Origin of the sequence: Paenisporosarcina indica, assembly GCF_001939075.1 — a bacterium.
GTDB lineage: Bacteria > Bacillota > Bacilli > Bacillales_A > Planococcaceae > Paenisporosarcina > Paenisporosarcina indica.
Genome location: NZ_MPTA01000005.1, coordinates 137,409 through 159,871 on the forward strand (window position 1 = coordinate 137,409; position 22,463 = coordinate 159,871).

Sequence of the window (22,463 nt, forward strand, 5' to 3'; positions counted from 1 at the left end):
CTACTCTTCTTTCTGTTTTTGTTTCATCAAAAAATGTGTCAGTGGTTTATCAGATGATGTCACTAGGTTCGTGAAATAGGATGATGTAAGATGATAGCCTTTTTCAATTTTTTCTGCCAGATAATTGGTACGTTCGAAAAGAATTGAACGGAAATGGTCGACTTGTCTTAAAATTTTCTCATTCAGTGCCTCTTGGTTATCCAGTCGTTTTAATACTTCCTGGTGCGTATCGTCTTGTTTCACCATTTGTTGTGCAATTTGTTTTTGCAAGTCCAGCTGTTCATCCACTTTTATATCAAGTTGGTCCGTTGCCAATACTAACTTATCCAATTGCTCCACAAACCCATGATTCGAATGACTTAAGTAGTTAATCTGATCAATTACTTGTTGTTTGCTTAATCGTTCATTCTCCATGGTTATCTGGAGTGTGGTATTTTTTTCATCTAATTTCTTCAATGCTTCCATTACAAGATGCTCATTATTCTTATGTTGCAGATTCCCTTTTTTCAGTTCATACAATCGGTTCCCAAAATTTCTCCATTGATTGGCGTTTTTATTGGCTTGTTTTTCAACTGTATCTTTCAGTTCATTGAATGACCGTTGTAAGGTCTCATTCATCCTTTGTTGCTCTTCCAACATGTCAGCTTGGGAATCGGTTCTATAGAATCGTTGATTTGATTCAAGTAGTTGATCATTATTTTTATATACATCTGGGTGCTTATCGTTGTTAATAAATAATCCCATTATTATTTAGCCCCCCTTATCGCGTGCCTTGTATTATCATATGCATGGTTTTTAAAAGGGGACATTAATCATAGACGAAATAAAACATACGACGTTTTTATTAGTGTAACTAACGATTCGGATAGAAAATGCAAAACCATTGCCTAATTATAAGAGTTCTCACATGCCAGACGAGGATGTTCCCCTAGTCCGTAGAAAAACTATGTAATGCTACCTGGGTTCCCTTATATCACTACATCTACTACAAGATATAAAACCTCGTGAAAGAGGAAGATCACACAAGAAAGAAAGCAAGCTCATTTAACTGGGCTTGCTTTCTAAATATGCATGGGAGCTAGGTCACTATTTTTTTGACGTATATTTTTTAATTGCTGGCAGGATCTCTGTCCCAATCAGCTCAATGTTTTTCACTAGTTTTTCATACGGTACACCGCCAAAATCCATTTGTGCGATATAACGTTGATGACCAAACAGCTCATGCTGATAGAGAATTTTTTCAATGATTTGCTGTGGACTGCCGATATTCATTACATCTCGCTTATCTGCCCCCTGTACGAAATGCTGTTTCGGATATCCCCGCCCGTTGATTAGCTGCATTCCTTGGTTAACATGAGGGTATATCTCGCTCTGTGCCTGTTGCGTCGTTTCAGCCGCATAGAAAAAGCCTGCTGTTGCAATTGGAAGAGTTGCTGAATCAAAACCACTACTGTCTGCAGCTTCTCGATAGGCATCAATTGATGCCTTAAAGCTAGTAGCAGGTCCCCCTAAAGTAGCTAGGAACATTGGAACCCCAGCATGGCCAGCCTTAATCGCACTTGCAGGATGCCCTCCGACTGCACGCCAAATCGGGATTGAGCCATTCTGTGGACGCGGAATAACCCTCGCGTTGTTTAATGGAGCACGGAATTGCCCACTCCAATTGACAACATCCTCTTTATTAATCTTTAATAATAGCTCAAACTTTTCTTCAAACAATTCTTCATAATTACGGACGTCAAAGCCCAATAATTCAAAAAGACCGATTCGCGAAGCACGTCCAGCAATAATCTCAGTACGTCCCCTCGAAATCAAATCAATCGTTGAAAAATCTTCATAAACACGCACTGGATCTGATGTACTAATAATTGTTGAGGAACTTCCAATTTTAATTTTACTGGTCGCTTGGGCAATTGCCGCTAACACAACCGAATGTGCTTGTGTTGCAAAATACTCTTGATGACTTTCACCTACACTGAAAAAATCAATGCCGGCTTGCTCCGCTAACTTCGCTAAATCGATGATTTCATGAATACGCTGCTGCGCAGAAATACGTTCTCCTGTAAGTGGATGTGGGATATGATCCCCTAGAGTATAAAGTCCAAATTCCAGGCCATTATTTTGATCAATACGATACTTTTCCATATATATCAACCCTTCCTGTCAATTTAATCTGCATTACGTTCTGACGGTACCGTTAGTAAAGTAAATTCCCTCATAATTCTAGTGTAAGTCGTAAGAACGCAAAACATAAGTACGCACTTTATAGTGGTATAGTATACAAAAGGATACTAAGGAGTGGTAGATGATGAAGATGCAACCGAAATTATGCCGCGTGGAAGATGCTCTAGGGATATTAGTAGGGAAATGGAAACCGATAATATTATTGACTCTATTGCAGGATGGGACAAAAAGATTCAGCGATTTAAAACGAAGCGTACCTGGAATCACGCAGAAAATGTTAACGAACCAGCTACGCGAATTAGAGGAAGAGGACATTATCACTCGTAAAGTGTATCCTCAAGTACCACCAAAGGTAGAGTATTCCATGACGGAATATGGAAGAAGTTTGGAACCAATTTTAGTAGCTATGCATGAATGGGGAACTGCACACACCTTGCACAAAATGCAAAAAGTGAAAGGAAAAGGTATGGAGAACTTGAATTAATTAAGTAATTTGACTGGTAATAATACGAATAAAAAAACAAGAGATCGATTTATCAACTCTTGTTATTGGTTCCATGTATAATATATAACTAAATTTCCGTTATGAAACTTGTAACTCTCTTTTCCTATTTCCAAGCACCTAATATCAAGCCCATGATTGTAAATGTAATGACATGGTATCCTGCATTGATTAAAAACAATTTAACTGATTTTCTTTCAAACAAGTAAGTAATGCCCATTGCTGATGCAACCCAAAAAAATCCTGCCATGAACCCAGCCGTAACACCTATCGCTGCATCTCTTTCTGGTCCTAAAAATAACACGAGTATAAAAGATATAATCAATGAAAAGATAAAAGATCCACCAAAAATCATTCCAATATTACTATTCTTTAATTTCTCTTCATCGAATCCATTTTCCACCATCCAAGACTTTGCAAATAATACCGAATACCAAAGACCTCCAATGACGAAAGCAGATAATGCTGCTACTAAAACGGCCCAATAATTAATTGATTCTAATGATTGCTGAATATCCATTAGTTCCACCCCTCTTTCCATTAACTTACTAGTAAGGCAATTATAACATATATGAATGTCGAATTTGGACTGTATTTCCTAAAATATCATGCGAATAATAAAACAAAAAGCACACCGCTTTCGCGAGTGTGCTTTTACTTACTCCATTATTTTTACCCAACAACTTGAAATACGAAATTCATCAGGAATAATCCTGCGATTACGTAAAGCGTTGGTGAGACTTCTTTCCATTTTCCAATCGCAACTTTTAAGATTGGATATAAAATAAAGCCAATGGCAATACCATCCGAAATACTATACGTGAACGGAATCATCGCAATGATGAAGAGTGCAGGAAAACTCTCGCTCATGTCTTTCATGTCGAGATGTTTAATGTTCTGCAACATTAAACCACCGATAATCATGAGGATTGGAGCAATCGCACTGCCCGGGATTAGACTGATGAAAGGAATAAAGAACGCGGATACAAGAAACAATAGACCTGCAACTACAGTTGTCAGTCCAGTCCGTCCACCTGCTGCCATACCAGCACTACTCTCAACAGCAGCCACCGTTGGACTCGTACCAAAAATACCAGATGCCATCACAGAGATCGAGTTCGCCTGAAACGCACGACTAAAGCGATCTGGGCGATTGATAAATGACACTTGGCCATGAACGAGACCGATGTTTTCGAAGACAAGAACCATTGTCAGCGAGAACACGGCAATCCAAAACGTCATCGAAAAAATATTCCCAAACGATAGTGCACCAAACACACCAAATGCTTCAGCAGCTGTAAAAGAAGCATTACCCGCCTGACTAAAATCAATTAATCCGAAAGATGTGGCGATGATGGTTCCTACTACAATCGTAATGAGAAAGTTCCCTGGAACATTGCGGATAAATAAGATAATAGCAACTAAAAACGTTAAGACTGTTGCCAATACCTGTGCTTCACCTAAAGAGCCAAGTGCAAGAATTGAACTCGTACCTCTCTCAACAATCCCGCCTTTTTCCAAACCAATCAACATTAGAAACAGACCAAGTCCGACCGTAATTGCTTCTTTCAAAGAGTGCGGTACCGCTGCACTAATCAATTTAGAAAAACGCGTAAAGGCAACAATTACAAATATGACTCCAGAGACAAAAACAACTGCCAATGCTTCCTGCCAAGTAAGACCCATTGACTGGACCATCGTGTAAGAAAACAATGCGTTAATCCCCATGCCTGGCACGAGCAGGATCGGCACATTCCCCCAGAAGCCCATCAACAGACATCCGAAAACTGAAGCGACAATCGTTGCAACAATCGCTGCTTCGATTGGCATTCCTGCTTCAGACAGGATCAATGCATTCACCGCGATGATATAAACCACCGTGAAAAATCCAATTACCCCCGCTGTTACTTCCCGTTTTGCTGTGGTTCCGTTCACTTCAATACCGAAAAATCGGTCAATCCAATTAAACATAATTCAACCTTCTATTAAATTCGCCCTCTCCCACCCGCTCTGACTGATAAACAGCTGAGCCATTAGCGATTTTAATCATAATTCAGTCTGGTGTCAAGCAAATTCCAAAAAGACTTCATCCCTAGAGTCCTATAAACCAACAAAAATGCTCCCAAGGAGTTCTCTTTAGAGGTGCAAAACACGAAATCGACTCCCAAACAGCAATATAAAACGAAATGATATCAGCATCGCTTTTAGTGGTGCTTTTTTGTGATTTTCTGACAGAAAGTAATACAAAAAAAACTGATTATTTTCCAGTGTTTTTTCTGGTTCTAATTTTTAGTAAGTCTTTTTCTTATTAAACTAAAGCACCCGTTAGTTGAAGAAAATTTCTATTAGTAAGGTATCTTTCTTGTTGTGCTAGTGCTCAAACAGACATTCAGTATTACCTTAATTTAAGTATTACTTTTCCTTTAGCTTTACCTGTCTCTGTATACGCTAACGCATGTTTAGCTTCTTCAAAAGGAAACACTCGGTCAATTGTTGGTTTCACTGTTCCTGCTTCTAAAAGTTCTGATAAAATTTCTAACTGTTGCCCGCTATGTTTCATAAAAAGAAAGGTGTATTTTATATCATACTTTTTTTCCAATCCAGTTATTTTTGAACTGACTAATGAGAGAATTGTTTTCTTAATTAGACCAAGTCCCATTTCTTTTGCGAAACGACCATTCGGAGTTCCAGCGATAGAAACAATTTTCCCCCCTTTTTTTACTGTCAAAAATGACTTCTCTAATGTTTCACCTCCAACACTATCAATTACTGCGTCATAATCTTTTATGACGTCTTCGAAATTCACAGATTTATAATTAATGATTTTATCTGCTCCAAGTGATTTGGTTAACTCAATTCCTTCGCTAGAAGTCGTTGCAACATACGCTCCCATTTCTTTTGCTAGTTGTATAGCAAAAGTTCCTACGCCGCCTGAGCCAGCATGAATGAGAACTTTTTGACCGTTTTTCACACTCAATATATCATGAAGAGCTTGGTATGAAGTTAATCCAACTAATGGGATAGAAGCTGATTCTTCAAAACTAAGGTTTTTAGGTTTTAAAGCAATATCTGCTTCATGAACAGATAGATATTCTGTAAATGTACCCATCTTTTCTGAACGAGGACGACCGTAAACTTCATCACCGACATTGAAGTTGGTTACCCCTTTACCAACTTCGATAATGGTTCCACTAAAATCGCTACCTAACGTTAAAGGCATGTCGTATTTCAACAAAAGTTTTAATTCGCCCTTACGTATTTTTGTATCAAGGGGGTTTATACTCGCTGCATGTACTTCCACTAAAACCTCATTATCTCTTATTTTGGGCATTGGTCGTTCAATAAAAGTAGGATCTTTTTTATATCCTTTTATTACAAATGCTCTCACGCCAAAACGCCTTCCTCTCTACATCAATTACTAGTGAATTCCGGATTTTATTGTAAAACAAGATATCCTGAAACTTCATCATTCTCTTTTAACGCAAACATTATGAAATTCCCCCAAGACTTGAATAGATATGGGAAAGTTTCATTAATTGTTCCTGCTGTTTATATGCCAGTTATTGTTTCATGGAAGGATAATCGATATATCCTTCCGCACCGCCAGCATACATTGTATTTCGGTCAGGTTCGTTCAATGGTGCGCTAACTTTTAAACGTTCCACCAAATCAGGGTTTGAGATTAACCAAGTTCCTACGGTAACAACATCAGCCACTTCACTATCTACGTCCACTCCTAAATGCTCTAAAGGTCGTCCTGGTCGGTTAATAAGAAGAGCTTGCGACCATAATTCGCGAATTTCCTGTACTAATGGTTCATTTCCAAAGTGCATGACATGAAGATAGGCAAGATTAAGCTTATCTAACTCCGCAATTAAATAACGATACATATCAATATTTGTTTCCCCTTCTTCTATCCCGTTCAATGTTCCTTGTGGGGAAAAACGAATACCTGTCCGTTCTGCACCTATTTCTTCAACTACTGCTTTAGCTACCTCAATCGCAAATCTCGAACGGTTTTCAATAGAACCACCATATGCATCTTGACGGTGATTAGCATTTTCGCTTAAGAACTGTTGAATAAGGTAACCGTTAGCACCATGAATTTCAACACCATCTGCTCCAGCTTCAATGGCTGAGCGTGCTGCTAAACGAAATTCATTAATGACTTCTTTAATTTCTCCTTCTGTTAACTCTCTCGGTGTAGGAATTTCCTTCATTCCTTCTGCCGTGAAGATTTCCACATTCGGTGCAATAGCTGATGGTGCAACAGCTTGACGGTGATGTGGTGTGTTGTCAGGATGAGAGACTCGTCCGACGTGCATCAGTTGAATAAACAGTTTAACGCCTTCACTATGAACTTTTGAAGTGATTTTCTTCCAACCATCAATGTGAGCTTTAGTATATATACCCGGTGTGTTTGTATAGCCTTGACCGTCGTCAGAAGGTTGAGTACCTTCACTGATAATTAAACCAACTGATGCTCGTTGACCGTAATATTCAACCGCTAAGTCACTCGGTGTCCCATCTACTAAGGCACGACTTCTGGTCATAGGTGCCATACCTATTCTATTCTTTAAGTTGAAATTCCCAATACGTACTTGCTCCTTTTTTGTTTACTTATTATAAATTTTATAGTGATGTGGCATCTAAAAATGAATTCACATTCTCAGCAAATAACTCTGGGAATTGGAATAAGTGTCCGTGACCAGAATCGGGATAAATGATCAATTGGGCATTTGGTAACTTCTCAGATAAGATAAAACTATTTTTTGTTGGTACCATCAGATCTTCGATGCCATTCGTCACAAGTGCTGGGTGAGGGATATTTTTCAACCAGTCATGATCTTGATCAGGCTTCGGTTGTGCCCATTTTGCAACAGCGTTTAGTTGAGCAGCTTGAACTTGATCTGAACTTTCAAATTGTTTCTGACTCATAATTCGTTGCAGAGAATCCATCCCAGCAGATTTACTTGTTTCAGTTGATTTGTAGAAGAAGAACATGAAATCATCTATGGCATTGTCTACATTTCCTCCATGACGTTTCATTCTTTCAAAAATCACTGGTTCTGGGTTTACCCCTGCTTCTGGAGAAGAACCAGCAATTATAATTCGACGAATAAGATCTCCTTCTTGTAATGCTAATTCTTGTGCAACCATTCCACCGATTGAAAATCCTAAAAGATCAACTTTTTTTAAATCCAGTGCTTTAATGAACGTTGCGGCATCCTGAGCCATTTCACTAATAGTTTCTGGTGTTTGCCCATTTGTTTCCCCCACACCTTTATTATCAAAAAGAATGACTGGTCGTTCTTTCGCGATTGGAGCAACCATATTCGGGTCCCAATTTTCCATTGTCCCTCTAAAATGCACTAAGAAAACAACAGGTGTACCTGTTTCAGCCCCAAATTTTCTGTAAGCAAAACGAGTACCATTCGCCTCTATAAATGTTGATTCTGTCGGTATTGTGAAGTTTGACATATGAATTCTCCTTATTTTTAATTTTGTTTTATCACATTAACATTTTAAGAACGACCGTTCTAGAATTAATAAAGAAAAAAGAAAGTGCTAATCTAACACTTTCAACATTAAATCAAGGATACTTTCTAATTCCTCTTTTGAATAGTTTGTTTTAACCATAACCCTTAAACCAACAAGGTTATTATGTAGAAATTGGGCAGTAATTTGAGGATTTAGCTCTTCATTCAACTCGCCTTTTTTTCGACCTTCTTCAAGCATTTGCTCGAACATAACCTCAGTATCTTTAAACATTTTTGTCACTATATGTTTAATATCTTGGTCTAGTAAGGATAGCTCTACAGCAGCATTTACTGATAGGCAGCCTGTTGGATAGACGTCTAATTCAGCTGATTGTATAACATAATTAAAAACATCCCGGACTGCTTTCTTTACTGTTGTAGAGTTACTGATAATTCCAGTAAATGTTTCGATAACAAACGTTTCATAGTAATTTAAAGAAGCTAAGAACAGTGAGCGTTTATCCCCAAATGTATCATATATACTTCTACGATGAATACCCATATAATCAACCAAATCTTGCATTGATGTTTTTTCATAACCTTGCTTCCAGAAGAGTTCCATCGCTTTTCTAAGGACGACTTTCTCATCAAATTCCCTAATTCTAGACATTTTACTTCCTTCTCCTTAATGAGCAATTTCCTTAATAACATTTTAGAACGGTCATTCTAAAATTAGAGTACACCATTTAAAATGATTGGTAAAGAATTAATTAGTTTGCTTTTTATTTTGTATAACTGCTCCATTAACGAGAAAAGAAATTTATTCATGGAGGTGCTTTTAGCAAATTATTTAGCTGTATGTTTAGTTGTATTACAACTTTCGGTGTTGTGCGACCAAATAGGCTACTAAATATATAACTGAAAATGGAGGTATTAGAGCAAGAATGTTTATATATCAATAAGAAATGGACTGCCAATTCATATGCGAATTGATAGTCCATTTATCTTGTATTTTAAAGTTTTGCACCTCTGAAGAGAACCCCTTAGGATACTCCCAAGCTTTTTTGTTATACCAATCATTAATTAATAGACGTTTTTAAATAAAATAGTCCACCATTGATGATTTCAATATTAATTCTGGATTCATATTGTTCATCCAATGCTCTCTTCTCCATGTCGTAACATTCTGGCTTATCTTCTACTCCTTCATAGAAGTGTTCTAATACTTCTCGATCCTTCTGCCATCTGATTTTTGCTTCCTCTGCCCATGTATGGTCATCTTCATTTATGATTTTTTCAATTGCCAAATCCAATCGTTCTAAGGCACGAAGAGGCTTGATGATAAACGTTAAACCAAATGCATCCTCTGACATTTCCGGATCTAAATCAAAAGTTCTTACCCGTTCTTGAAAGCCATCCACAAGATGCCCTGTTATTAAGTTTATGCCTAAAGAATAGAGCATTTCTTTCGTTTGATCGCTGTAATAAGATACTTTATAATTCACTCCTAGCCACGGGGTTAAAATGGTTTTTGTTTGTATTTGATTGCCCACTTGCTCATACATATGGACAAATGCACCTAGATCTTTTGTTGCTCGAAACAACTGATTGAGTCGAGGGGAACCAAAATGGACGACTTCCCCTTTTATATTTTCGATAAGTTTATTTTGATCAGTGATGAACGTTAATTGAGCTGGATTCGGGACGCCATTTGTATTTTCTAGGTATTTCCAGTAATAGGGACGGTCCATTATTTTCTTATCCATTTCAATCGTTAATTGAACCGTCATGTAGTGGTCATGGTTTTTTACAATGTGACAATTGTTTTCATCAAAAAAATTGTGTAAATAACTATGAATTTGTTGTGGGTACATATACATCCTCCTCTGAATGTCTTACCACTTTTAACCTACATGGATTCTTTAAACGTTGATAAAATGTCATCTAAATTACCCACTGCTTTTTCAAAGACATCAATTTTCGCATGGAGCAAGTCCAATATATGGTCTTCAATCGTGCCTTCGATTGCTAGGTTGTAAATATGAACGTCATGTTCCTGCCCCAAACGATGGACACGCCCAATTCGTTGTTCTAACTTCATGGGGTTCCAAGGGAGATCATAGTTAATCACATGGTGACAAAATTGAAGGTTAATTCCTTCTCCGCCTGATTCTGTCGCTATTAGTACTTGGGCTTGATCCTTAAATAGCTGTTTCATCCAATCTCGTTTACTCTTCTTAAATTTCCCATTGAAAAGAACACTTGTGATGCCTTTTGAACCTAAAAACCACTGTAAATAGGCTTGACTTGCACGGTATTCAGTAAAAATAATGACCTTATCATTTGCTTTAGAAATAAGTTCATATGCTTTTTCTGCTTTCGTGTTTACTTCCAAGGCCATCAACTTTTGAATCATTCCTTCAACGTAATCAATCTCTTCCGGATCAACACATTGTTGACGCATTTTATTTAAGGTCAAATACGTGGCTTCTTTGCTGCTGCACATTTCCTTCTGTAGAGTAATCATACTAAACGCACTTGAAAATACAGATGACACATTTTTAAGACCTACTATCAAGTCGTATACTTCTTTTTCCTCTTTTGTGAACTGAATCGGAATCGTTTGCACACGTCGATGTGTCCATTCAATTCCAGTATCCTTCCTTCTATTTCGTACCATCACTTGATTTACCAATTCTTTTAAATAGTCATCATGTTCCCACGTAAGTTTATTAGCGGAGAAAGAGGATTGAAATGTTTCATAATTTCCAAGGTGTCCTGGTTTTAGTAAGGAAATAAGATAAAACAATTCGAACACATCATTTTGAATTGGCGTCGCGGTTAATAACAAACAAAACTTTTTCTTTAAACTTTGAACAAACTCATAGTTTTTAGTTTTATGGTTTTTTAATTTGTGAGCTTCATCAATAATAATCATGTCATAATCTTGTGCATAGATAACTTCTTTATGTGGGCTTTTCTTGGCCGTATCCATACTCATGACCACTACACTGTAATTGTCCAAGTTATAATTTTTTTTATAAGGAATTGCCGGGATATAAAATTTATGGTTCAATTCATCAATCCATTGATTAATAAGGGACGCCGGGGCCAATATTAATGCTTTTTTTACAAGACCTCTGATTAAGTATTCTTTCAAGATCAGTCCCGCTTCAATGGTTTTCCCAAGCCCCACTTCGTCTGCAAGAATCGCTTTGCCATTCATTCTTTCAATGACCGTTTCCGCAACTTCCAATTGATGGCGAAGAGGCGTCAGGTTAGGTAGATATTTAGGAGATTGCAGTCCAGTGAAGTCTGTAATCAAGTTTGTTTTTACCACATCATAACTCATATTGTATAGTGTCCAATTATCCCATGGTTCACGTTCTTCTAATCGTTCTATGAAGCCTTCCTTCCACTTGGAGGACTTTTCAATTAACATATTTCATCACCTCAGCAACTTATCTTTATTAAAAGTTTGCCCAACTAAGCGATTGTTATGTTTTTTTGATTTAAGTTAATAAAAGGCTATCAGGAAATGTCAAATATAAGGTTGGCTTCTTAGAAGGTCCATTCAGTTAATGGCCATGTTAAAGTCCAGTTTTTATTGACCCTGTATTTACATTAATTTGAAAAATAAAAAAGACGATTCCTGTGCAATACAGAAATCACCCTTTTCGTTTTAGGAATCACAAATTATTAAAGAATACTCTTATTACGTCTGCTCCACCTATAAAGGTTCCTAAAGATCCTCCTAAGTTAGTGAGGACAACAACTAGTAAAACGCGTGTCACTTTATTATGCCAAAAACCTTTTATAGAAAACACATCTTCTGAAAGCTTTTCGAAGTCACCGATGTTTGGTCGACGGATATATGCCTGCACAATCCCTGAAACCCAACCAGCGGCTATAAGGGGATGCAACGCTGTGAACGGGGCCGCAACAAAGGCCGACAGAATAGCCAAGGGATGGCCTAATGCAACTGCTGCACCAATTGCTGCAAGGCTTCCTGTCCATAGAACCCAACTTAACGCTTGATCTAATCCTGCAGAAGGGTTAGCGATGAACGTCCAGGCAATGATTGCCACAATAAGCAAAGGAATCGCCCAACCAATGATCTTAGGTACGATAGATTTAGGCGGTGTTTGTGACAAGGCTTCTAGATCATGTTCCTTATGAATTTCTTTTGTAATTCCCGGCACATGGGCTGCACCAAGCACCGCAACAACCTTGTCTCCTGGTGCTTCTTTGATTTTTTGGGCTAGATATTGATCTCGTTCATCAATTAATGGTTTCTTTAACTTTGGGAAAGATTCCGTGAATTCAGCAAGCACTGCATTAAGCGTATCCTGTTCTTTCATTTGTTCAAGATCTTCTTCAGAAATCGTTTCTTTGCTAAAAATACTGAAGAAAACTGAATTAAGAAGTTGTGCCTTCCCCATCAGCCCGAGATTATGCCAAATTCGAGAAAAGGTAATTTGTATATTGCGATCCGCTAATACCAGTTCAGCACCTGTTTCTTTTGCCGATTCAATCCCTTGAATCATTTCCTGACCAGGCTTGATGTCAAATTGTTTTGCTAAACGATTTTGGAATGAAGAGATGGCCAAATTCATCAAAAGCAACGTCGCTTTCTTATCTTTTATAACTTTGAAAATATCCGTCTCTTTCCACTTGTTGCTATCCATTACTGCCTGATATCTTTGTGCATCCAATTCAATACAAACTGAATCCGGTTTCTCTCTTTCAATTACTTCTTTTACTTGTTCCGCACTTTGTCTTGACACATGTGCAGTTCCAATTAGTATGAGTTCTTTCCCATCTAAATTGATGCGCGTTATGTTTTCTTCCGGCATAAGCTACTTCCTTCATAGAATGTATTTCTTCTACGCAATCTTGTATCAACTGATCACTAAAAGACTGTCTATTGTTAATAATGAATTAGATTAGGGTAAATTTCAAACATATTTTGTATATTAATAGAGAGGAATACATATTCCCCAAAAACACACTAAAAATCTCCTTACAATATTTATTACGGAAAAATAAAAGAACAACTGCAAAGTTAGATTTAACACTCCTTTTTTGGGGATGTATATAAATACGAAACTAAGATACACTACGATGCATGATGCATTTATTATCAATAACATAAGGGTTATGAAAGGAAATTAACCAAAAACTCTTGTATAATGAACATAGTAACAAAACTCATTTACTTTATACTTTTTTAGATAAGATGATTAGAAACCCAATGCGAATCAGTAAAAAGGGAATTTTACTTAATTAATGTTTTCTTATTGGACTATTTTTACAAATGAGTTAAATGATTTATTCACTATAGAGAGGCGGATTAATTTTAATGAATATCAATGAGTGTGAATTGCCTGGAATCGGCAGAAAGTTTGAAACAATAACGGCTAATAACGATAGAATTGTCATAATTATTCATGATGACGGAAATCGTGAGGTTTATCATTATGATGATAATGATGATGAAGAAAGCATCTCTGGTGTTACTTTTACCGATCAAGAAGCTCGTCAATTCGCATCTATTATGGGCGGAATGGTATATCAGCCTAAGACATTGGAATCCATTAATCTAGCCATTAATGATTTAATTATCGAGTGGCATAAAATTGATGTGAAATCTCCAATTGCTAATAAGACGATTGGTGAATATGACGTTCGAAATAACTACAATATAACGATTATTGCAATTATTAAAAAAGAAACTGAAAATCTACTTGCTCCAGGTCCTGATTCTCGGTTAGTGCCGGGCGATACTATTATTTTATCAGGCGCAAGAAAAGACGTGAAGCGGATTTACCAAGATCTCCTGGCAAAAGGGAGGGATTGAGATTAGATGGATCATTTAATATTTGAAGTAGGTACGGCACTTCTCATAGTAGCATTTGCCGCTTATTTTGCAGGGAAATTTAAATTATCTATTATTCCATTCCTCATTATCCTAGGAATGGTAGTGGGACCTCATGCACCCGATCTAGGATTTATCGATTTACGTTTTATTGACAGTGCAGAAATTATTACCTTCCTAGGGAGGATCGGTGTACTCTTTCTTCTCTTTTATTTAGGGTTGGAATTCTCAGTCGATAAATTAATTAAATCCGGGAAAAACATTGTCTATGGTGGCACAGTTTATGTGGCCATGAACTTTATTTTAGGATTGGGTTATGGTTTTCTAGTTGGTCTCGGGTTTTATGAAGCTCTCATTATTGCTGGAATGGTCTCTGTTTCTTCTAGTGCCATTGTGGCAAAAGTATTGGTGGACTTGAGAAGAACGGGTAACAAGGAAACTGAACTTATACTAGGAATCATTTTGTTCGACGATATTTTTCTTGCCGTATTCCTTTCAGTCATGTCTGGCTTACTTCTTAGTGACAATTCCTCAACATTATCTACAGTGATTTCAGTCTTAATTTCAATTGGTTATATGTTATTGTTTTTCGTCATTGCTCGAGTAGGTACTAAATACCTAAATAGGTTTTTGAATATTAAATCGAACGAAGTTTTTATTATTGTTGTGTTTGCCGGTTTGTTCTTTATTGCTGGATTTTCAGAAACTATCCATGTAGCAGAGGCAATTGGTGCACTATTATTCGGTTTAATGCTATCTGAGACCGTTCACAGCGAACGTATTGAAAAACTTGTTGTTCCTTACCGCGACTTTTTTGGCGCCATTTTCTTCTTTAGTTTTGGACTAAGTATTGACCCTCGAACTTTAGGTGATGCAATTTGGATTTCTCTAGGCGCAGTTATCTTGACTGTATTATCCAATGTAATCGCTGGTATGATTGCCGGTAGAAATGCTGGTCTCTCTCACAAGGCTTCCTCAAATATCGGTCTTACAATTATGGCTCGTGGGGAATTTACCATTATCGTTGCAAATCTTGGAATTGCCGCACAACTATCACCTGTTTTAAAACCTTTTTCAGCTTTATATGTATTAATTCTTGCGATCTTAGGACCTTTCTTAACAAAAGAATCTAGTAAGGTATTCAATTTGTTAAACAAGGTATTTAAGTGGCAAGAACCTATTACGAAAAAGAGTATTAAGAAAAAAATTGAATCTCCACCTGATGCATAAACCAGCATTACAACACCAAAAGAATTCCGTTGAAATGCACGAATCAATTAAATAACAAAAGAGATGGCACGCGAAAATGACGCGTGCCATTTCTTTTTTGTATATAAGCCTAAAAGGAACAACCATCCGAAGTGTTTCATCAAATTTTATCGTAGGGTTCTCAACTTATTAAATTTCTGTAATTCGATGGCGCAACTTTATTTCTTTTGCTGTTAATAATTTGCTTATACATCAATCACATGATCAGAATCCACCAAGTTTCTCCCTCGTCAATCGGGGTAAACCTTGCCAGCGCTTTTCCTCCTTGAAAATCTCCAGTCAGTCCTTGATAGAGGAGTGGAAGGCATCTATTGTCTTATGCTTTCTCATTCCCACACTTCGGTCAATGTATCTCTAAATAATTCATCCAGTTTTTTCGTAGGATCTTCAACGTCTACTGAAATCGTTTTAATGTAAGCTTCCAAACGAATCATTTCGCTGTCTAAGAATTCATTGATTATTTGAATCCTTGGTTCAAGATCTAATTCATCGCCTGCCATCTTTCTTTTTAAAAGATGCTCAATGTCACTTTTTAGTTTCCCATTTGGAACCGTAGCGTGCACCAATTCAACAAAATCAATTGGAGGCACCGAGTTATTTTCCTCAATCCATTTACAAGCCAATACCGGCCGAAGGACATAGAAGTATTTCTTGGTTTTCACTTCGGGTCCTTGCAAATACTTACGGTAATTGTTTTTTGCCATGTTCAAGTAGTGATACAAGCTAGCGTTCGGGTAGAATACCTCCGACTCTAAAGCCCGCAAATGATTGATAAACGAATACTTTTGATAATAAATAGTCGTGCTTTTCATCCATTCCAGAAGAGGCGGATTGCTTTTTCTAAAGAGTCGTAATGCTTTCGTTATTTCCCATCCGCTTATATCCAGTAAATCGTTAATGGGCATTTCAATCACATCTCGTTTGGATCCAATTCCTTGCGGATCGATGGACAGATACCAATTCGATTGGTGGATATAAATGAATCGAACATCAAAATCACTGTCTTTAGAAGGAAAACCCCACGCTCGACTGCCGGACTCCACTGCATACAGGATCTTCACTTGAAATTCCTCTTCAATTTCTTTTAGTTTTTTTCGAATTAGTTCCTTCATCTATATCCTACCTCCAAATTGCATTATGACTGTATTTATCCTTTTTTAACAAATTCGGATTTTAATTTCATCGCACCAAAACCATCAATCTTACAATCAATATCATGGTCCCCGTCAACTAAACGTATGCTTTTTACCTTTGTGCCAATTTTCAATACCGATGAACTTCCTTTTACTTTTAGGTCCTTAATCACTGTTACAGAATCCCCATCGTTCAAGACATTTCCATTGGCATCTTTGACGACCTTTTTGTCTTCAACAGTTCCGCTCTCTTTTTCCAGAGACCACTCATGTGCACATTCCGGGCAAACCAAGTGATTTCCATCCTCGTACGTATATTCGGAGTTACATTTCGGGCAATTTGGCAAAGCTGGCATAATTTTATTTCCTCCACTCATCAATGGTAATTCCCATATTTATTTTCAGCATTAAATTCAGAAAAACTTATAGGATGTTACTTATATGCTTATATACTGTCATAGTCTCCTCGTATTGACAAACCCTTCTCCGCGCTTTTCTTGTGAAACGGATCAATTGCACATTCAAAAAAACGATATGATTTCAACAGTTTATAGATTGTGGTTTGCAATACTTATAGAAATTCCCTCTTATTAACAAACAGTTCTCAAAAGCAAAATCTTATCCACTAAACAGAACCCCCACTTTTCACTACAGTGAGAAGTGGGGGTTTGGGGACATGTTTTCACATATGCAAGTAATTTTTTTCTATTATTTCCCTTATTGCACCTAATGTTTGCCCCTTGAATTTGTCTGCGATTGCATGACCATTGACATCACAAAAGTAATAAGACCCTATCTTTTCATCGTAGTGAAACCCAAGATGTATCAGAGCCTGTTGTAATTGATCTGGCAATTCATCTAAACCGGTGAGCTCATAAAAGTAATCAGTTGGCAATACTTTCACATCGAGATCATCAGTACCTGTATGAACAATAAATAAATCTTTATCATTCTGAACAACCCACTGTCCCTTTGAAAATAATGAAATTCGTTTGTTTTCCAATGCAGCGATTCCATCTAAATTAATTCCAAAAACTCGATTTAACATCGCACGAACTTCCCCACCGGTCAGATCATTTCCTGACCGCTTTAGGTGCAAATCTATTGCAACTCTAGAATTTGATGTTAAAGAGTTGTCAAAATTAGTTAACGGGGAAACTTGTACTAACTCTTTTATCCCTTTATCTAAAACAACCACAACATCCAAATCTATTCCGAAAATTTGATACACGGCTTTACATATCTCAGAGCTAGTGATTTTTTCTTCATGGGAGCTGAGGTATTTGTCCATTAGTTCTATTTTTGTCATTGCTTCAATTTGCTGATTTAACTCGCTATCAGAGACTTGTATTACTAGTTCTTGTTGCAATGTTTTTTTTATTTCTTGCTTAATTGAATCAGGCTTAAACTCCAAGATGATAAATACCTCCTTATGTCCATGCTTTTACTTCCCAAAAGATGATAGGAATTTAACACGATCTCCCATTGGAGGCACGTTATTATCAACTAAAGCCACCTCTAAAATTGCTGGACCATTTAAATTGGTTAAGCGATCAATCACGGCTTGGTCCAGATCTTCCATGCTATCCACTCTAAAACTTGGAATATTCATGGCTGTTGCCATTGCAGAGATATTGATTGGTTCCTGTTCGAATGATGCATGTGTGCGATGATACTGTAAGGCATGACCCTGATAGACCATTCCCAAGCGTGCGTTATTCATCACAACAAACAATACAGGCAAGTTATATTCCTTCGCCGTCAAAATTTCCATTCCATGCATGAAAAAGCTTCCGTCACCTGTTATAGCTACTGAAGGACGTTGTGGCTCAGCAAGTTTTGAACCGATTGCAGATCCAATACCGCTACCCATCGCGCCAAAATGTACATTAATGTCGAATGTATCAGTTTCTAGAACGGTCATATGGTGAATGACATAGGCCATATACTCACCAATATCAATTGAATATCTAGTAGATGGCGGAAGATATTCCTGTAACTTCGCCAGTACATTTCTAGTGTTATACTCTTTGTTATTCTCAATGTCATTTGTTTTTTCAATACGATTCACATTTTTTCGCGATATTCCCAGGGATTTTAACTCCTCTATCAAATACATAAGACTTAATTGTATATCTCCTAAAACCGGTAGATCAATCTCATATTTTCTATTAAACACCGATGGATCAAAGTCCATTTGAATGGTAAAACGGTCTTTAGTAAGGTTTGCATTATAATTATTCGTTGCAGTTTCACCTAAGCTCGAACCGATGACTAATAATGTCTGAACGTCACCTTGGTTAATTAAATTTGAGGCATAGTCATTGCCCGCGAAACCGAAAACCCCAGCCAGGAGTGGATGATCGTCACGAATAAGTCCTTTTGCCACAGGAGTCACTAGCATTGGCCACTCCAACATTTCCGCCAACTCAATTACCTGTTCAACAGAGTTTCTGACTCCTTGCCCGATAAAGATATAACCGGTTTTTCTATCTACTATTTCTTTAGCTACTTTTTTAATCTGTTCAAGGTCAGGAACACAATCTTCTCTTTTAGTTAAATCCGGTATAACCGTATTTTCCACAAATCCGTGTTGAACATCGATTGGCATTGCCACGTGAACCGGGCCCGGCACTCCAGAAAGTGCTATTTCAGTAGCTTTGACGATTTCATTAAGTAAATCTTTTGCGTCTGTAACGGTCACACTGTATTTAGTGACTGATTTGAAAATAGGATCAGCGTCCAATTCCTGAGATGCATTCAATCCCATGGTGTTCACAGGAACAGCACCTGTCAAGAACAGCACAGGCAGATGTTCACGCATTGCATTCGCTGCACCAGTCACCAAGTTGGTTCCACCTGGTCCGCTGCTTCCTATACACACACTCAACTGTTTCGAGTATTTTGCATAAGAAGTAGCCATATACCCTGCAGCTCCTTCATGCTTCGTTACAATTGGTGTAATTTCAGGCATATCATAAAGTTCATTAAAAAATGCATTCACGGAACCTGCTGGTATACCAAAGATATGTTCTACTCCAATACCTCTTAAATATTCTAATACCGAACGTACTGCTTTCATAAAAATCCCCCACTATTATTTATTTGACCTTGCTAGTATTCCTATAAGTATTTCTTAGTAAGATCCTCAGCTTTCATAGGTTTACTAAAGTAAAAACCTTGCATGATATGGCAGCCTTTAGATACCAGGAAATTCAATTGTTCTATTGTCTCAACACCTTCAGCCACTAGGTTAAGATTCAAGTTTTGAGCTAAATTGATGATTGTATTCGTAATGGCAGCATTGTCATCATCTTTTCCGATGTCTTGAATAAACGATTTATCAATCTTTAATGCATCTATAGGGAAATTCTTTAAGTAACCTAATGAAGAGTAACCAGTTCCAAAATCATCAATGGCGATTTTTACACCGAGCCCTTTCAGCTGCTTCATTTTTTTGATCGTGATATCTGTATTTTTGATGATCTGATTTTCAGTTAGTTCGATATGCAAACATTCAGGAGCTAAATTTAGCTCCTCTAAAATCTTTTTGATCATTGCAAACAAATTATCTTCTTCAAACTGACGACTCGCTAGATTCACAGACATACTCATGTATGAATGTCCTTGTGTATGCCATTCCTTTAATTGCTTACAGGCATTTATAAGAACCCATCTTCCGATCGGCACAATCAATCCGGTGTCTTCAGCAATCGGGATAAAATCGGCAGGTGAGATCATGCCTTCAGTCGGATGGTTCCATCTCAGCAAAGCCTCTGCTCCAATAATCGAATTCGTTTTACTATCTATTTGAGGCTGATAATAGATGACTAGCTCATCGTTATCTAAAGCTTTATATAAAGCATTCTCCAACTTAATACTGTCCAGTGTTCTATTATTCATCTCACTTTTGAAGAAATGGAAATAGGTACCGGATTTTTCCTTGGATTTGTACATCGCAGCATCAGCATTTTTAATTAAATCTTCGGTGGTGTCGCCATCCTCGGGAAATAGACTTATCCCAATGCTCGTTTTAATATATACTTCGTTTTCTTTTAAATTAAATGGCTTAGAAAACGAATTTGTTACCTGTTCAATGACGTCCAAAATATCTTTTTCACTTTTAACATTGGATAGAATGATGGTGAATTCATCTCCACCTTGCCGCGATACAATGGCTTCTTTTGGAACACTAGCTCTTAAGCGTTTTGCAACATCCCGTAATAAAAGGTCCCCAAAGCTATGTCCTAAACTATCATTAATCAATTTAAAACGATCTAAATCCAAGTACAGAACGGCAATCTTTTGTTCTTTAGTTTTTGCATCTTTTAATTCTTGATTTAGTCTTTCGTTTAACAAAACACGATTTGGCAACTCTGTTAAACTGTCAAAGTAAGCAAGATATTTGATCTCTTCCTCCAGTTTTTTCCGTTCAGTTATATCATTAAAGGTAACTACCTCTCCCAGGATTGAGTCTCCATCTTTTATTAAAGAGATGACGTATTCCGCAGCTAGGCAGGACTTATCCTTCTTGATAAACTTTTGGTTTCCCTTAGAAGTACTCGATTGATCACTATTCGATCTATTTCTTTCAAAAATGATGGTATATGACTTCCCTATTAGTTCTCCTTTTTCATAGCCCAACATGGATTCACTAGCTGGATTACAAAATGTGATTTTCCCATCTAGATCTAAACCAAAAATCCCTTCTCCTGCTGAGTTCAGAATTAATTCCTTTTCGCGGCTTGTATTCTCTAATTCCAAAACTACTCTTTCAAGCTCAATATTTTTTTCTCTAATTTCTGAAGTTCTCTTTTCTATAATGACCTCTTGTTTGTCCATATATAATAAATTTGAAAGCGTAGAAGCGGTTGCATCTGCAATTGACTGCGCTAACTGGATATCTGACTCCTCAAAATAAAGGCTATCTTTCTCAAGTTCAACAATCGCCAATGCTCCTAAAACCTCACCCATGGCAACTAGCGGTAGCATAAACATCCCTTTCATCCCGAAACTCCGACATAATTCATGATTCGGTCTTTCATCTTCAAAGACATTTGGAATGAGTAAAGGTTTCTTGGTCCGAACAACTTCTTTGAATACTGGATCATTCGTCTGGTCGATATGCGAATTTTTATGTGTGTTCATCCAGTCTTCCTCTGTCCAATCACTATCTCTGCTTAAACTTGCTGGTTTAATTCTTTTCTCTGCCAAAGGGTCAAGTAGGTGCACTCCAATATTAGAATTATCCAACACTTTCCCAACGTAAAAATAGCATTTATCCAATACCTCTTGCATCGAAGAACACATGGATAATTCTCGGGTAAGATCTAATAACAATTGCTTTTCAGCTATAAGATTCTCCTTATTCGTTAAATTTGTCGCATTTCGAATTGCAACACCGGCCATGTTCACATAAGCACCCACGGTCTGGATTTCATCCTCTGTTAAGTTCATCGGAATTCCATAATCAAACAAAAAAACAAGGCCGAATAACTCTTCCTCATAAGAAATAGGAAGAGCTAATAAAGACTTAATTTGAAAGCCCTCTACCGCTCGCGGATCCGGACGATTATCTTTTGAAGTATCTGGTATATAGATCGTTTTTTGTGTTTCTATCACTTCTTTTGCGAGTAAATCAAACTCCGTTTCAATGACATGCATGTCCAATGTCATTCCATTAATGACCTCTGGCTTCCCAACGTATCCTCTAAATCTCCCGTCTTTTTGGGGTAAATAGATGCCTACAGAGTCACATTGAACGATTTCTTCAGATATCGCTGTTGTTACCTGCTGTAGAACTTCTCTCAATTCGAGTTGTGTATTTATTAATTTTGTAATATGTGCTAGACGAGAGTATCTTGTTTGTTGCTTTACCATTCAGACATTCTCCATTTCCACTTGTTATTTTACCAATTTATGGTTTATAATTGTTTCCATAATTTTATTTGTATATCCTAATTTTAACACTATCATAATTTTAACACTATCATAATAACACAATTCATTTCTCCCTA

19 protein-coding genes are annotated in these 22,463 nt (G+C 37.2%); 3 read left to right on the plus strand and 16 right to left on the minus strand.

What is annotated here, in order from left to right:
- Positions 1 to 744 (minus strand): hypothetical protein, encoded by a 744-nt coding sequence (locus GY23_RS12885; protein ID WP_075619624.1) that lies wholly within the window; start codon positions 742 to 744, stop codon positions 1 to 3.
- Positions 745 to 1,086: 342 nt separating this feature from the next.
- Positions 1,087 to 2,145 carry an LLM class flavin-dependent oxidoreductase gene (locus GY23_RS12890; protein ID WP_075619625.1) on the minus strand — a complete coding sequence of 353 codons (1,059 nt, stop codon included), beginning with the start codon at positions 2,143 to 2,145 and terminating at the stop codon, positions 1,087 to 1,089.
- Positions 2,146 to 2,308: 163 nt separating this feature from the next.
- Here GY23_RS12890 and GY23_RS12895 point away from each other — a divergent pair, with 163 nt between their 5' ends.
- The gene (locus GY23_RS12895) at positions 2,309 to 2,668 is read left to right on the plus strand and encodes a winged helix-turn-helix transcriptional regulator (RefSeq protein WP_075619626.1); all 360 of its coding nucleotides are present in this window, start codon (positions 2,309 to 2,311) and stop codon (positions 2,666 to 2,668) included.
- A gap of 124 nt (positions 2,669 to 2,792) precedes the next feature.
- Here GY23_RS12895 and GY23_RS12900 read toward each other — a convergent pair whose 3' ends face one another.
- The 9 genes from GY23_RS12900 to GY23_RS12940 form a co-directional block, all read right to left on the minus strand.
- Positions 2,793 to 3,206 (minus strand): DUF1761 domain-containing protein, encoded by a 414-nt coding sequence (locus tag GY23_RS12900; protein ID WP_075619627.1) that lies wholly within the window; start codon positions 3,204 to 3,206, stop codon positions 2,793 to 2,795.
- A 152-nt stretch (positions 3,207 to 3,358) separates the two neighbouring features.
- Entirely contained in the window at positions 3,359 to 4,657 is a 1,299-nt protein-coding gene (locus GY23_RS12905; protein ID WP_075619628.1) for an NCS2 family permease, read from the minus strand.
- Positions 4,658 to 5,081: 424 nt separating this feature from the next.
- Positions 5,082 to 6,074, minus strand: coding sequence for an NADP-dependent oxidoreductase (locus GY23_RS12910; protein WP_075619629.1), 993 nt, complete (start codon positions 6,072 to 6,074; stop codon positions 5,082 to 5,084).
- A gap of 172 nt (positions 6,075 to 6,246) precedes the next feature.
- Positions 6,247 to 7,281 (minus strand): alkene reductase, encoded by a 1,035-nt coding sequence (locus tag GY23_RS12915; RefSeq protein WP_281251504.1) that lies wholly within the window; start codon positions 7,279 to 7,281, stop codon positions 6,247 to 6,249.
- A 37-nt stretch (positions 7,282 to 7,318) separates the two neighbouring features.
- Positions 7,319 to 8,167, minus strand: a complete 849-nt coding sequence (locus GY23_RS12920) for an alpha/beta fold hydrolase (protein ID WP_075619631.1) — start codon at positions 8,165 to 8,167, stop codon at positions 7,319 to 7,321.
- A gap of 87 nt (positions 8,168 to 8,254) precedes the next feature.
- Positions 8,255 to 8,836 (minus strand): TetR/AcrR family transcriptional regulator, encoded by a 582-nt coding sequence (locus GY23_RS12925; protein WP_075619632.1) that lies wholly within the window; start codon positions 8,834 to 8,836, stop codon positions 8,255 to 8,257.
- A 409-nt stretch (positions 8,837 to 9,245) separates the two neighbouring features.
- Positions 9,246 to 10,040 carry a YqhG family protein gene (locus GY23_RS12930; protein WP_075619633.1) on the minus strand — a complete coding sequence of 265 codons (795 nt, stop codon included), beginning with the start codon at positions 10,038 to 10,040 and terminating at the stop codon, positions 9,246 to 9,248.
- A 35-nt stretch (positions 10,041 to 10,075) separates the two neighbouring features.
- Entirely contained in the window at positions 10,076 to 11,608 is a 1,533-nt protein-coding gene (locus tag GY23_RS12935; RefSeq protein WP_075619634.1) for a DEAD/DEAH box helicase, read from the minus strand.
- Between the two features lie 247 nt (positions 11,609 to 11,855).
- Entirely contained in the window at positions 11,856 to 13,022 is a 1,167-nt protein-coding gene (locus GY23_RS12940; protein WP_075619635.1) for a TraB/GumN family protein, read from the minus strand.
- A 506-nt stretch (positions 13,023 to 13,528) separates the two neighbouring features.
- On the opposite strand from GY23_RS12940, the gene GY23_RS12945 reads away from it, so the two are divergent.
- Positions 13,529 to 14,026: a cation:proton antiporter regulatory subunit gene (locus tag GY23_RS12945; RefSeq protein ID WP_075619636.1), complete on the plus strand. Its 498-nt coding sequence runs from the start codon at positions 13,529 to 13,531 to the stop codon at positions 14,024 to 14,026.
- A 6-nt stretch (positions 14,027 to 14,032) separates the two neighbouring features.
- On the plus strand, positions 14,033 to 15,274 hold the full coding sequence (locus tag GY23_RS12950; protein WP_075619637.1) for a cation:proton antiporter: 1,242 nt from the start codon (positions 14,033 to 14,035) through the stop codon (positions 15,272 to 15,274).
- A gap of 365 nt (positions 15,275 to 15,639) precedes the next feature.
- Here the strand turns inward: GY23_RS12950 and GY23_RS12955 are convergent, their stop codons facing one another.
- From GY23_RS12955 to GY23_RS12975, 5 genes are all read right to left on the minus strand, one after another.
- On the minus strand, positions 15,640 to 16,425 hold the full coding sequence (locus GY23_RS12955) for a nucleotidyltransferase domain-containing protein (protein ID WP_075619638.1): 786 nt from the start codon (positions 16,423 to 16,425) through the stop codon (positions 15,640 to 15,642).
- A gap of 35 nt (positions 16,426 to 16,460) precedes the next feature.
- Positions 16,461 to 16,802 carry a zinc ribbon domain-containing protein YjdM gene (locus GY23_RS12960; RefSeq protein ID WP_075619639.1) on the minus strand — a complete coding sequence of 114 codons (342 nt, stop codon included), beginning with the start codon at positions 16,800 to 16,802 and terminating at the stop codon, positions 16,461 to 16,463.
- 326 nt (positions 16,803 to 17,128) lie between these two features.
- Positions 17,129 to 17,860 (minus strand): hypothetical protein, encoded by a 732-nt coding sequence (locus tag GY23_RS12965; RefSeq protein ID WP_245827663.1) that lies wholly within the window; start codon positions 17,858 to 17,860, stop codon positions 17,129 to 17,131.
- Positions 17,861 to 17,890: 30 nt separating this feature from the next.
- On the minus strand, positions 17,891 to 19,528 hold the full coding sequence (locus GY23_RS12970; protein WP_075619640.1) for a thiamine pyrophosphate-binding protein: 1,638 nt from the start codon (positions 19,526 to 19,528) through the stop codon (positions 17,891 to 17,893).
- 41 nt (positions 19,529 to 19,569) lie between these two features.
- Positions 19,570 to 22,326: a bifunctional diguanylate cyclase/phosphodiesterase gene (locus GY23_RS12975; RefSeq protein WP_075619641.1), complete on the minus strand. Its 2,757-nt coding sequence runs from the start codon at positions 22,324 to 22,326 to the stop codon at positions 19,570 to 19,572.
- Between the last annotated feature and the right edge of the window lie 137 nt (positions 22,327 to 22,463).